A 13,070-nucleotide genomic window follows, 5' to 3' on the forward strand; every position below is an offset into this window, starting at 1 on the left:
TGGCGCGAGGCGTGGCGCACAGGAACTACCCTTGGTGTCATGTCTGTCGAGTCGCTGTTTCCCCGTCTGGAACCGCTTCTGCCCAGGGTGCAGAAGCCGATCCAGTACGTAGGGGGTGAGCTGAATTCGACCGTCAAGGACTGGGACGAGGCGAGCGTCCGCTGGGCGCTCATGTACCCCGACGCCTACGAGGTGGGCCTGCCCAACCAGGGCGTCCAGATCCTCTACGAGATCCTCAACGAGCTCCCCGGCACCCTCGCCGAGCGCACCTACGCCGTCTGGCCCGATCTCGAGGCCCTCATGCGCGAGCACGGGGTGCCGCAGTTCACGGTCGACGGCCACCGGCCGGTGCGCGCCTTCGACGTGCTCGGCGTGTCCTTCTCCACCGAGCTCGGCTACACCAACCTGCTGACCGCGCTCGACCTGGCCGGCATCCCGCTGGTCGCCGCCGACCGCGGTGAGGACGATCCGGTCGTCCTGGCGGGCGGGCACGCCGCGTTCAACCCCGAGCCCATCGCCGACTTCCTGGACGCCGCCGTGCTCGGCGACGGCGAGCAGATCTGCATCGCCATCTCCGAGGTCGTCCGCGAGTGGAAGGACGAGGGCCGCCCCGGCGGGCGCGACGAGCTGCTCCTGCGCCTCGCCTCCACCGGCGGCGTCTACGTGCCGAAGTTCTACGACGTCGAGTACCACGCGGACGGCCGCATCAAGCGCGTCGCGCCGAACCGCTCGGGCGTGCCGTGGCGGGTGCAGAAGCACACGGTGATGGATCTCGACGAGTGGCCCTACCCCAAGAAGCCGCTGGTCCCGCTGGCCGAGACGGTCCACGAGCGCTTCAGCGTCGAGATCTTCCGCGGGTGCACGCGCGGCTGCCGGTTCTGCCAGGCCGGCATGATCACCCGCCCGGTGCGCGAGCGGTCGATCACGACGATCGGCGACATGGTCGAGGTCGGGCTGAAGGAGTCCGGCTTCAACGAGGTCGGCCTGCTGTCGCTGTCCAGCGCCGACCACTCCGAGATCGCCGACGTCGCCAAGGGCCTGGCCGACCGCTACGAGGGGAGCGACGTCGGCCTCTCGCTGCCGTCCACCCGCGTCGACGCCTTCAACATCGACCTGGCCAACGAGTTCTCGCGCAACGGCCGCAGGTCCGGCCTGACCTTCGCGCCCGAGGGCGGGTCCGAGCGCATGCGCAAGGTGATCAACAAGATGGTCACCGAGGAAGACCTGATCCGCACCGTCACCGCCGCCTACGGCCAGGGCTGGCGTCAGGTCAAGCTGTACTTCATGTGCGGCCTGCCCACCGAGACCGACGAGGACGTCCTCGGCATCGCCGACCTGGCCAAGAAGGTCATCAAGGCCGGTCGCGAGGCCACCGGCACGCGCGACATCCGCTGCACGGTCTCCATCGGCGGGTTCGTGCCGAAGCCGCACACCCCGTTCCAATGGGCCGCCCAGTGCGACCACGAGACCGTCGACGCCCGGCTGCGCAAGCTCAGGGACGCCCTGCGCTCCGACAAGGAGTACGGCAGGGCCATCGGCTTCCGCTACCACGACGGCCAGCCCTCGATCGTCGAGGGCCTGCTGTCGCGGGGCGACCGGCGGGTCGGCGCGGTCGTGCGGGCCGTCTGGGAGGACGGCGGCCGGTTCGACGGCTGGAGCGAGCACTTCTCCTACGACCGGTGGATGTCCTGCGCCGAGCGGGCGTTCGCCGGGCAGCCCGTGGACGTCGGCTGGTACACCACCCGCGAGCGCGAGGAGGTCGAGGTCCTCCCGTGGGACCACCTGGACGCCGGCCTCGACCGCGAGTGGCTCTGGCAGGACTGGCAGGAGGCCGTCGGCGGCGCCGAGGTCGAGGACTGCCGGTGGACTCCCTGCTACGACTGCGGGGTCTGTCCCACCATGGGCACCGAGATCCAGATCGGCCCGACGGGGAGAAAGCTGCTCCCGCTGACGGTCGTCTGACCCGCCGAACGGAAGCAAACACCGCCCGTAACCGTTGCACCCTGTAGGCCGTCGCGCCACCCCGGCCCCCGGGCCGGGACAGGGAGGGCCACCAGGCTCATATCCTGGGACGACGGCCACGGCAGCGACACAGGAAAGGATCACTTAGCTGAAGAACCCCGTTCCTGATGGGCCCCCGCCCGCGCCGGTGGTGCAACGCCTTCGGGTGCGTTACGCCAAGCGTGGCCGCCTGCGGTTCACCAGCCACCGAGACGTCACGCGCGCCATCGAGCGCGCGGTGCGCAGGGCCGGCATCCCCGTCGGCTTCAGCGCGGGATTCACCCCCCATCCGAAGATCTCATACGCCGGCGCAGCCCCCACCGGGGTGGCCAGCGAAGCCGAATATCTGGAGATCGGCGTCGTCACGACCTGCGCGCCGGACCGGTTGCGCGGCGAGCTCGACGCCTCACTGCCGCCCGGCCTTGACGTGCTGGACGTCGTGGAGTCGGCCGGCGGAAGCCTGGCCGAGCGGCTGCAGGGTTCGATCTGGGAGGCCCGCCTTCCCGGGACCGAGGCGGCCGAGGCCGCCGAGGCCGCCGCGCGGTTCATGGCGGCGGACCGCGTCGAGGTCGAACGCCTGACCAAGAAGGGCCCGCGCCGTTTCGACGCGCGCGAGGCGGTCGTCTCGCTGACGGCCGAGGACGCCGCGGCTCAGGCGGCTCGCCAGGGAACGGGTGAAACGGCGGACCGGGAGCCCGGCCCGCCATGTGCGATACTTCGTATGGTTGTTCGGCACGTTACGCCCGCCGTTCGACCCGACGACGTGCTCACGGGGCTGCGTCTCGTGGCCGCCTTCGCGCCGCCGTCACCACCACTGGTGACCAGGCTGGCGCAGGGTCCGCTGGAGGCGCGCACCGGTGCAATGGCCGACCCGCTCGACCCGGACCGCGACGCTCGCGGCGGCGAGCCGGGACCGGCCGTGCGGCATGTCGAAGACCACCGATAGGACTTGGCGCCGGGCCCCGCGGCCTGGCGCACAGCGAGAGACGAGAGCTCCCGCGCGGCGCGGAGACGCGCCCGGGAGCTGACGGGAGAACGCCCGCATGCTCGACAACGAGCCCATCGTCGGGGCCCTCGGCCCCGACGGGGATACAACATCACACCAAGAGACCAAGCCGGTCCGGCGCCGCCGCGCGGCGAGCCGTCCGGCCGGCCCGCCGCCGGAGGAGTCCGAGATCGGCGCCGGTCCGACGGACCGGTCCGCGGCGGAGACGCCCGCCGCGGAGACCGCGCAGGCCCCGGCGGAGGTGACCGCACAGGATCCGGGGCAGCCCGCCGGGGACGCCCCCGCGGAGGCGGCGCCGGTCAAGCGCACCCGGGCCCGCACCACCAGGAAGGCCGCCGAGGCCGCCGAGGGCGAGGCTCCCGCCGCCAAGCCCGCGAGGACGTCCCGGGCCAAGGCCGCCAAGGACGCCGCCGAGGGCGAGGACGAGGCCGCGCCCGTCAAGCGCACCCGCACACGTACCACGAGGAAGGCCGCGGAGGCCGCCTCCGCCGAGCCGCAGGCCGTCGCCGAGACGCCCGCCGCCGTGGCCGAGCCCGCCGCGACCACCGGGGGCGAGGAGCCCGCCGAGGCCACGCCGGCCCGCCGCAGGCGCACCCGCAAGACCGCCGAGACGGCGGCCCCGGACGTCCTCCAGGCCCCCGAGCCCGGTGCGGCGCCGGCGGAACGATCCAGCGTCCAGGCCGCGGCCAGGGCGGAGGTCGCCGCCGCGATCGCCGAGTCGATGCCGGTGAACGAGCCTCTGGACGACGAGCCGGTCGGCGAGGACGTCGACGACATCGCGGACGCCGAAGGGGCCGGGACCGGCGAGGACCAGGGCCAGCGGCCGCTGTTCACCGACCCGTTCGGGCTCGGCGCGCTCGCCGAGGCCCGCGCCGCCGCGCCCGCCGTCACCTTCCAGGCCCCCGCGGCGGTCTTCCAGCCGGTCTTCCAGGCGCCCGAGCCGCGCGCGGCCGTGCCGCCCGTCGTGCTCCCGCCGCAGCAGCGCGCCGAGCCCGCCGACGAGCAGGCCGAGGAGCCGGAGGACTCCGCCGAGAGCACCCAGGACGAGGACGACCAGGACGACGAGCAGGGCGGCCGTCGCCGTCGCCGTCGCCGTGGCGGCCGCGGCCGGGGCAGGACCCGCGAGCACGACGAGGGCGAGGACGGCGAGGACTTCGACGAGGACGCCCGGCCCGCCGCGGCCGAGGCCGCCGAGGGGTCCGCCGACGCCGACGCCCAGCGCCGCGACAAGGACGACCAGGAGGACGACGACGACGCCGGCTCCTCCTCGCGCCGTCGCCGCCGCCGTCGCCGCAGGGGTGGGGACGAGGCCGAGGCGGCCTCCGACGATCCGCCGAACACCGTCACCCGCATCCGCGCCCCGCGCGCCGGCCGCCCCACCTCGGTGGACGAGGTGCAGGGCTTCCGCGGCTCCACCCGCCTTGAGGCCAAGAAGCAGCGCCGCCGCGAGGGCCGCGAGCAGGGCCGCCGCCGCCCGCCGGTGATCACCGAGTCGGAGTTCCTGGCCCGCCGCGAGTCGGTCGAGCGCGTCATGGTCGTGCGCCGCCAGGGCGGGCGCACCCAGATCGCGGTGCTGGAGGACGGCGTGCTCGTCGAGCACTACGTCGACCGCGAGGCGTCGCAGTCCTACGTCGGCAACGTCTACCTGGGCAAGGTCCAGAACGTCCTGCCGTCCATGGAGGCGGCGTTCATCGACATCGGCAAGGGCCGCAACGCCGTGCTGTACGCCGGTGAGGTCAACTTCGACACCGCCGGGCTGGAGGGCCAGCCCAAGCGCATCGAGGCGGCGCTGAAGTCGGGCCAGTCGGTGCTCGTCCAGGTCACCAAGGACCCGATGGGGCACAAGGGCGCCCGCCTGACCAGCCAGATCAGCCTGCCGGGCCGCTACCTCGTGTACGTGCCCGACGGTTCGATGACCGGCATCAGCCGCAAGCTCCCCGACAAGGAGCGCACGCGTCTGAAGACGATCCTGAAGAAGGTCATGCCGGAGAACGCCGGGGTGATCGTCAGGACCGCCGCGGAGGGCGCCTCCGAGGACGAGCTCGACCGGGACGTGGCCCGCCTGTCGGCGCAGTGGGAGAACATCCAGCGCAAGGCCAAGTCGGCCAGCCCGCCCGAGCTGCTGTACTCCGAGCCGGACCTGACGATCCGCGTGGTCCGCGACGTCTTCAACGAGGACTTCTCCTCGCTGGTGGTGTCCGGCGACGAGGCGTGGGGCACGGTGGACGAGTACGTCCACTACGTCGCGCCGCACCTGGCCGACCGGCTCACCAAGTGGGAGGACGGCGACGTGTTCGCCGCCTACCGCATCGACGAGCAGATCGCCAAGGCCATGGAGCGCAAGGTGTGGCTGCCGAGCGGCGGCTCGCTGGTGATCGACCGCACCGAGGCCATGACGGTCGTGGACGTCAACACCGGCAAGTTCACCGGCCAGGGCGGCAACCTGGAGGAGACGGTCACCAAGAACAACCTGGAGGCGGCCGAGGAGATCGTCCGCCAGCTCAGGTTGCGCGACATCGGCGGCATCATCGTCGTCGACTTCATCGACATGGTGCTGGAGAGCAACCGCGACCTGGTGCTCCGGCGCATGCTGGAGTGCCTGGCCCGCGACCGCACCAAGCACCAGGTGGCCGAGGTCACCTCGCTGGGCCTGGTGCAGATGACGCGCAAGCGGGTCGGCCAGGGCCTGCTGGAGGCCTTCTCCACGCCGTGCGAGTGCTGCAACGGGCGCGGGCTGATCGTCTCGACCGAGCCGGTCGACGGCAAGCCCGAGCCACGGGGCACGCAGGGCAAGATGGCGATCGAGAAGGCGGTGGCCGAGAAGCTGGAGAAGGCCAAGTCCGACGCCGACAAGATCCTCAAGGAGGGGGCGGCCGGTGTGGCGGTCGCGGCCAACGGCGAGGGCGGCCGGGACAGCGTGACCGGCGCGCTCGGCGGCTCAGAGGACGGCGCCGTCCAGGCGTCCGCCCGGGGGCGCCGCCGCTCGCGGAAGGTCACCAGGCCTGCCGGGCCGGCCGAATAGGCCGGCCCTCCGGCGTAACCGTCCGGTTCGACCAAGAGACCCGCGATCCGGTATCCTGGTCAATCGGTGCGTCCGGTGGCGCGCTCAGCTACGCGCGCCTGCTCGGTTCGCCGGTCGTGTTATATCGACGGGAGCTGGACGCAAGAGGCGCAGCGTTCAGCAGCAATCAGCCAGGAGAAGGGTTCCGCGGTGTACGCGATCGTTCGTTGCGGCGGCAGGCAGCAGAAGGTCTCCGTCGGTGACGTCCTCGAGGTGGACAAGGTCGCCGGTGAGGTCGGCTCCACGGTGTCGCTGTCGCCGGTGCTCGTCGTCAACGACGGCGATGTCACCACAGACGCAGCCACGCTTGGCAAGTACGAGGTGACCGCCGAGATCCTCGGCGAGACCAAGGGTCCCAAGATCCACATCCTCAAGTACAAGAACAAGACCGGTTACAAGAAGCGCCAGGGTCACCGCCAGCGGTACACCCAGGTGAAGGTGACCGCCATCAACCCCGGGAAGTAGTGGTAGCGAACCATGGCACACAAGAAGGGCGCCTCGTCCACCCGGAACGGCCGTGACTCCAACGCCCAGCGGCTCGGCGTCAAGCGTTTCGGCGGGCAGCTCGTCAACGCCGGAGAGATCATCATCCGGCAGCGCGGCACCCACTTCCACCCGGGTGACAACGTCGGCCGTGGCGGCGACGACACGCTGTTCGCGCTCGTGGCGGGCCACGTGCAGTTCGGCAACAAGCGCGGTCGCCGCGCTGTGAGCATCGTCCCGGCCGCGGAGTAGTTTCCGCCGGACCGGTAATCAGCCCCCGCCGCGGGCGGGGGCCGGCAGTCGCGTTGATGAGGCGGATCGGCTTTCTCGATCCGCCTCATCGTCGTGATGGCGCAGGTCGTACGGCGTCGCAAGAGGTCGTGAGGAGGCGCCCGCGAGCGTGCGGACAGACCGCGGCGTGCCCCGTGAGGGGACGCCGGCGAAGAGGGAGTGACGGTGGCGGAGTTCGTCGACCAAGTGGTCCTGCACATCAAGGCCGGTGACGGGGGCAACGGCTGCGCGTCCGTCCACCGGGAGAAGTTCAAGCCGCTCGGCGGCCCCGACGGGGGCAACGGCGGGCGCGGGGGCGATGTGACCCTCGAGGTGGACCCGAACACCTCCACGCTGCTCGACTACCATCACCGTCCGCACCGCAAGGCCGGCAACGGCAAGCAGGGCATGGGCTCCAACCGCGACGGCGCCACGGGCGAGGACGTCGTGCTCAAGGTCCCGAACGGCACGGTCGTCAAGAACGCCACGACGGGCGAGGTGCTGATCGACCTGGTCGGCGCGGGCACCCGCTACGTCGTCGCCCAGGGCGGCTTCGGCGGCCTCGGCAACGCCGCGCTGGCGTCCACCAAGCGCAAGGCGCCGGGGTTCGCGCTGCTCGGCGAGCCCGGCGACGAGCTGGACGTGGTGCTGGAGCTGAAGACCGTCGCCGACGTGGCGCTGGTCGGGTACCCGAACGCCGGGAAGTCCTCGCTGATCGCGGCGCTGAGCGCCGCCCGGCCCAAGATCGCCGACTATCCGTTCACGACGCTGGTGCCGAACCTCGGCGTCGTCACGGCGGGCGAGACCGTGTTCACCGTCGCCGACGTGCCGGGGCTGATCCCGGGCGCCTCGCAGGGCCGCGGCCTCGGGCACGAGTTCCTGCGCCACGTCGAGCGGTGCTCGACGATCGTCCACGTCCTGGACTGCGCCACCCTGGAGCCCGGCCGGGACCCGCTGAGCGACTTCGAGGTCATCGAGGGCGAGCTGGCCGCCTACGGCGAGCTGCACGACCGCCCGCGCCTGGCCGTGCTGAACAAGGCGGACGTGCCCGAGGCCCGCGAGCTGGCCGAGATGGTGCGCCCCATGCTGGAGGAGCGCGGGCTGCGCGTCTTCACGATCTCCGCGGCCACCCACGAGGGCCTGCGCGAGCTGTCGTTCGCCATGGCCGAGATGGTGGCGGCGGCGCGGGCGGCCAAGCCGATCGAGGAGCCCACGCGGCTGGTCATCCGGCCCCGGCAGTACGGCGACGTCCAGTTCGAGATCCGGCGGATCGACGAGCACACCTTCCAGGTCACCGGCGAGAAGCCCGAGCGGTGGATCCGCCAGACCGACTTCTCCAACGACGAGGCGGTCGGCTATCTGGCCGACCGGCTGGAGCGGCTCGGCATCGAGAAGGCGCTCGGCGAGGCCGGGGCCACCGACGGCGCGGAGGTCGTGATCGGCCCGATGGAGGGCGGCTACGTCTTCGACTGGCATCCCACCCTCGACGCGGCGGCCGTCCCCGGGCCACGGGGCACCGACAACCGCATCGGCTGAGCCCGGCGGGAACGGGGACGACGGACGGGATCGGGGAGCGGTCCCGAGGCGAGTGAAAGGTACGAAGGTGGATAACACCGGCCGGGAGCGGGTCGCGGCGGGGGCACGTCTGGTCGTCAAGGTCGGGTCGTCGTCGCTGACGACGCCGCAGGGCATGATCGACGTGGACCGCGTGGACGCCCTCGTCGACGTCCTCGCCGTCCGGGCCCGCACCGGCACGCAGATCATCCTGGTGTCCTCCGGCGCGATCGCGGCCGGGCTCGGCCCGCTCGGCCTGAGCGCCCGCCCGCGCGACCTGGCGACCCAGCAGGCCGCCGCGTCGGTCGGGCAGGGGGTGCTGGTCGCCCGCTACACCTCCTCCTTCGCCCGCTACGGCCTGCGCGTGGGCCAGGTGCTGCTCACCGCCGACGACATGATGCGCCGCTCCCACCACCGCAACGCCCAGCGCACGCTGGCGCGGCTGCTGGAGCTCGGCATCGTCCCGGTGGTCAACGAGAACGACACCGTCGCCACCGACGAGATCCGCTTCGGCGACAACGACCGCCTGGCCGCGCTCGTCGCCCACCTGCTGCACGCCGACGCGCTCGTGCTGCTGTCGGACGTGGACGCCCTGTACGACGGCGACCCGCGCCAGCCGGGGTCGCGTCGTATCCCCCTGGTCCGCGGGCCCGAGGACCTCGAAGGCGTGGAGCTCGGCAGGTCGGGCCGCGTCGGCACCGGCGGCATGATCACCAAGGTGGAGGCGGCCCGCATCGCCACCGGCGCGGGCGTCCCGGTCGTGCTCACGGCCGCCGCCCACGCCGCCCAGGCCCTGGCCGGGGCGGACGTCGGCACCTGCTTCCAGCCGGACGGCCGCCACCCCGGCACCCGCCTGCTCTGGCTCGCCCACGCCACCACCGGCCGGGGCCGCCTGCACCTGGACGCCGGGGCCGTGGCGGCCGTGGTGGGCCGGCGCATGTCCCTGCTGCCCGCCGGGGTGACGCTCGTGGAGGGCGACTTCGCCGCCGGCGACCCCGTCGACCTGTACAGCCCGCACGGCACGCCGGTGGCCAGGGGGCTGGTCAACTTCGACGCCGCGGAGATCCCCGACCTGCTCGGCCGCTCGACCCGCGAGCTGGCCGCGAGCCTGGGCCCGGAGTACGAGCGCGAGCTGATCCACCGCGACGACATCGTCATACTGGACCCCGTCACCGAGAGCAGGAGCGCGAGGCATGTCTGAGGCCGAGGACTTCGTGAAGGTCGCCCACGCCGCGAGGGAGGCCGCCGCCGCGCTCGCGCCGCTGCCCCGCGCTCCGAAGGACGCCGCGCTGTACGCCGTCGCCGACGCCCTGGTGGCCCGGGCCAAGGAGATCGTCGAGGCCAACGCGCTCGACATCGAGGCCGCGCGGCAGGGCGGCACCGCCGAGGCCATGATCGACCGGCTGCGCCTGGACGAGCGGCGCGTCGAGGCCATCGCCGCCGCCGTCCGCGAGGTCGCCGACCTGCCCGACCCGGTCGGTGAGGTCGTGCGGGGGAGCACGCTGCCGAACGGTCTCGAGCTGCGGCAGGTCCGCGTGCCGCTCGGCGTGGTCGGCATCATCTACGAGGGCCGGCCCAACGTCACCGTCGACGCCGCCGCGCTGTGCCTCAAGAGCGGCAACGCGGTGCTGCTGCGCGGCTCCTCCAGCGCCTACCGCTCCAACTCGGTGCTGGTCACCGTCATGCAGGAGGCCCTCGCCGGCACCGAGGTGCCCGCCGACGCCGTCCAGCTCGTGCCCGGCACCACCCGCGAGTCGGTCAAGCACCTCATGCGCGCCCGCGGCCTGGTCGACGTGCTCATCCCGCGCGGCGGCGCCTCCCTGATCAACACGGTGGTGGAGGAGTCCACGGTGCCGGTCATCGAGACCGGCGTGGGCAACTGCCACGTCTACGTCGACGCCGACGCCGACCTCGGCCTGGCCATGGAGATCCTGGTCAACGCCAAGACCCAGCGTCCGTCGGTGTGCAACGCGGCCGAGACGGTGCTCGTGCACGCGGACGTCGCCGACGCCTTCGTCCCGGCGGCCCTGGCCCGGCTCGCCGCCGAGGGCGTGACCGTCCACGGCGACGAGCGCGTCGCGTCCTACGGCGCCTCCTCGGGGATCGACGTGCGGCCCGCCACCGACGAGGACTTCCAGAAGGAGTACCTCTCGCTGGACATCGCCGCCGCCGTCGTCGACTCGCTGGAGGGCGCCGTCGCGCACATCCGGCGGTACGGCTCGGCGCACACCGACGCCATCGTCACCCGCTCCCAGCGGGCCGCCCGCCGGTTCGTGGCGCGGGTGGACTCGGCGGCGGTGGCGGTCAACGCCTCCACCCGGTTCACCGACGGCGGCGAGTTCGGGTTCGGCGCCGAGATCGGCATCTCCACGCAGAAGCTGCACGCCCGCGGCCCCATGGGCCTGCCCGAGCTCACCTCGACCAAGTGGGTCTACACGGGCGAGGGCCACCTGCGCACCTCCGCCGGCACGGTCATCGCCGTCGAACGCGGCGAGTGACCGGTGTGTCGCTGACGGTGATCGGCGTGCCCCGGTGCTTGACTGGTCCGTCATGGGACTCGTCTTCGCCTTCGGGTACGCCATCGCCGTCGTGGTGGCCGCCGACCGGCTGATGCTGTGGCTGGAGCGCCGCGGACACGTGAACTGGCGGCGCAGGGGGCGCAAGTCCCTGGCGGCGAGCCCCAGCGTCCGTCTGGACAGCCTCTTCGAGGACCGTCCCGGCGGCCGCTAGCCGTCCGGACCCGCGAGCGTGGGCGGGATGCGGCACCTGTCCGGGCATGTCCGGAAGAACCCGCGGCAAGACATCCGGCGCGCCGCCGCAGATTACGGGCGGATCGGCGCTATGGTGGCGTCTCCTATGGGTGGACGGCGAGTGGGCGGCCTTGGAAGGGTCGGCCCGTACTCCATGGTCGAGCGCCTCGGTCGCGGTGGCATGGGCGAGGTCTATCTCGCCGTCGGCAAGCGCGGGGAGAAGGTCGCCGTCAAGATCCTTCGCGACCCGATCGGAGACGATCCCGAGGCGCGATTACGGCTGGACCGCGAGGTGCGGGCGCTGCGGCGGGTGGAGAGCCCGTACGTGGCCAGGGTCCTGGACTGCGACCTGTCCGGCCACCGTCCCTACCTCGTCATGGAACACATCGAGGGGGAGACCCTCCTCGATGCCGTACGGCGTGGCGGGCCGCTGCCGGGCGCCCAGCTGATCGACCTCGCCCGGGGCCTGGCCGCCGCGATCGCCATCATCCACGCGTGCGGGGTGATCCACCGCGACGTCAAACCGGCCAACGTGGTGCTCGGCCCGGACGGCCCCGTGCTGATCGACTTCGGCATCGCGCAGGTGTCGGACGCGACCCGGCTCACGATGACCGGCATGTTCCTCGGCACGCCGGGCTACTCAGCGCCGGAGGTCTTCGCCGAGGAGGAGGTCGGCGAGCCGTCGGACGTCCATTCGTGGGCGGCGACGGTCGCGTTCGCCGCCACCGGGCGCCCGACGTTCGGCGGCGGCACGGTCGAGGCGCAGATGTACGCGGTGCTCGACGGGCGTGCGGACCTGGCCGGCGTCCCCGGCTCGCTGCTGCCGTTGGTGCGGGCCGCGCTGAACCGCCAGCCCGCCAAGCGGCCCACCGCCGCGCTGCTCGCCGACCGGCTGTCCCGCCTGGCCCGCGCCACGGCCTCCTCCCGGCCGCGCGCCGGCACGCGCGACGGCGACACCCTGCGCACCGGCACGCGTGGGGCCGACACGCCGCGCCCTGGCACGCGTGGGGCCGACACGCCGCGCCCTGGGACGCGTGGGGCCGACGCGCCGCGCGCCGACACACCGCGCCCCGGTGCGCGTGCCCGGGGCGAGGAGGCGGCCGTGCGCGCGGAGGAGCCGCCCGCGCGGGAGGACGGGACGGCCGACACGCCGTCCGGCGCGCGCAGGAAGCCTCCGCAGCCGCGCCGCCAGGGCCGCCCGCCGGCGTCCGCGGAGCGCGCCCGGCGCACGCCCGCCGAGGCGGCCGGGGCCACGGCCGCGGAACGCGTCCGCCGCGCGCCCGCCGACCAGGCGGCCGGAGCGACCGGCTCCCGGGAGCGGGCGCGGCGGACGGCCGCGAACGTCAAGGAGCGGGCCAAGGCAGGGGTCCGTCAGTCGGTGCTCGGCGCCGGGGCGGCCCCGGCGACCTCGGCGCCCCCCGGCGGCGCGGTGCTGATCATGCTGGCGATGGTGGCCGTGCCGTGCGTCGTGGCCTCGGTGATCTGGCCGCTGGCGACGTTCGCGATCACCGGGGCGTTCTGCGTGCTGGCCCGCGCCTGGTGGGGCGGGCACTGGCTCGTCCGGCGCCGCCGGTCGGCACGGGTGCGCGGCACGCTGCGGGTGGTGTCGTTCCCCGTGACGCTGCTGGGGGCGGCGCTGACCGCCGCCGTATGGCCCGGGGTGCCCGCCGCCGCCATCGCCGCGTCGGCGTTCTGGGTGGCGGCCGGCGGGCACATGGACGACGAATGGTGGACCTGGGCCGGCCCCATGACGGTGGCGGGGGTGGTCTTCGGCGTCGTGTGCGGCGGGATCGTCGGCCGTGAGGTGGAGCGTGTGGGCGGCCACCTGCCGGACCTGCGCCGGGAGGGACTGCGCGCGCTGTCGGTGCTCGGCGGCTTCGTCGCGCTGTGCGCCGCCGCCGTCCGCGCGCTGGCCTGGGTGCTTCCGCACGCGTTCTGAGAAGGC

10 protein-coding genes are annotated in these 13,070 nt (G+C 73.4%); all 10 read left to right on the plus strand.

What is annotated here, in order from left to right:
* Positions 1-39: 39 nt before the first annotated feature.
* The 10 genes from BJ981_RS28380 (at position 40) to BJ981_RS28425 (ending at position 13,064) form a co-directional block, all read left to right on the plus strand.
* Entirely contained in the window at positions 40-1,962 is a 1,923-nt protein-coding gene (locus BJ981_RS28380) for a TIGR03960 family B12-binding radical SAM protein (RefSeq protein WP_184616506.1), read from the plus strand.
* A gap of 205 nt (positions 1,963-2,167) precedes the next feature.
* Positions 2,168-2,947: a TIGR03936 family radical SAM-associated protein gene (locus BJ981_RS28385; RefSeq protein ID WP_239139547.1), complete on the plus strand. Its 780-nt coding sequence runs from the start codon at positions 2,168-2,170 to the stop codon at positions 2,945-2,947.
* A gap of 97 nt (positions 2,948-3,044) precedes the next feature.
* Positions 3,045-6,029, plus strand: coding sequence for an Rne/Rng family ribonuclease (locus BJ981_RS28390; RefSeq protein WP_184616507.1), 2,985 nt, complete (start codon positions 3,045-3,047; stop codon positions 6,027-6,029).
* A gap of 189 nt (positions 6,030-6,218) precedes the next feature.
* A complete protein-coding gene (gene rplU / locus BJ981_RS28395) occupies positions 6,219-6,533 on the plus strand; it encodes a 50S ribosomal protein L21 (protein ID WP_184616508.1) in 315 nt (104 codons plus the stop codon).
* 12 nt (positions 6,534-6,545) lie between these two features.
* A complete protein-coding gene (gene rpmA / locus BJ981_RS28400; protein WP_184616509.1) occupies positions 6,546-6,803 on the plus strand; it encodes a 50S ribosomal protein L27 in 258 nt (85 codons plus the stop codon).
* A gap of 204 nt (positions 6,804-7,007) precedes the next feature.
* Positions 7,008-8,357, plus strand: a complete 1,350-nt coding sequence (gene obgE / locus BJ981_RS28405) for a GTPase ObgE (RefSeq protein ID WP_184616510.1) — start codon at positions 7,008-7,010, stop codon at positions 8,355-8,357.
* Between the two features lie 154 nt (positions 8,358-8,511).
* A complete protein-coding gene (gene proB, locus BJ981_RS28410; protein WP_260325351.1) occupies positions 8,512-9,576 on the plus strand; it encodes a glutamate 5-kinase in 1,065 nt (354 codons plus the stop codon).
* Positions 9,569-10,873: a glutamate-5-semialdehyde dehydrogenase gene (locus tag BJ981_RS28415; RefSeq protein ID WP_184616512.1), complete on the plus strand. Its 1,305-nt coding sequence runs from the start codon at positions 9,569-9,571 to the stop codon at positions 10,871-10,873. The genes proB and BJ981_RS28415 overlap by 8 nt, the downstream gene beginning before the upstream one ends.
* 34 nt (positions 10,874-10,907) lie before the next feature.
* The gene (locus BJ981_RS28420; RefSeq protein WP_239139548.1) at positions 10,908-11,105 is read left to right on the plus strand and encodes a hypothetical protein; all 198 of its coding nucleotides are present in this window, start codon (positions 10,908-10,910) and stop codon (positions 11,103-11,105) included.
* 201 nt (positions 11,106-11,306) lie between these two features.
* Positions 11,307-13,064 (plus strand): serine/threonine-protein kinase, encoded by a 1,758-nt coding sequence (locus BJ981_RS28425; protein WP_239139549.1) that lies wholly within the window; start codon positions 11,307-11,309, stop codon positions 13,062-13,064.
* Positions 13,065-13,070 lie beyond the last annotated feature (6 nt).

The sequence above is a fragment of the Sphaerisporangium krabiense genome, from assembly GCF_014200435.1.
GTDB lineage: Bacteria > Actinomycetota > Actinomycetes > Streptosporangiales > Streptosporangiaceae > Sphaerisporangium > Sphaerisporangium krabiense.

Bases quoted from the DNA above. Each gene is read 5' to 3' on its own strand.
- BJ981_RS28380 (WP_184616506.1), top strand. From the start codon at position 40: ATGTCTGTCGAGTCGCTGTTTCCCCGTCTGGAACCGCTTCTGCCCAGG.
- BJ981_RS28390 (WP_184616507.1), top strand. From the start codon at position 3,045: ATGCTCGACAACGAGCCCATCGTCGGGGCCCTCGGCCCCGACGGGGAT.
- rpmA (WP_184616509.1), top strand. From the start codon at position 6,546: ATGGCACACAAGAAGGGCGCCTCGTCCACCCGGAACGGCCGTGACTCC.
- proB (WP_260325351.1), top strand. From the start codon at position 8,512: ATGATCGACGTGGACCGCGTGGACGCCCTCGTCGACGTCCTCGCCGTC.
- BJ981_RS28415 (WP_184616512.1), top strand. From the start codon at position 9,569: ATGTCTGAGGCCGAGGACTTCGTGAAGGTCGCCCACGCCGCGAGGGAG.
- BJ981_RS28425 (WP_239139549.1), top strand. From the start codon at position 11,307: ATGGGCGAGGTCTATCTCGCCGTCGGCAAGCGCGGGGAGAAGGTCGCC.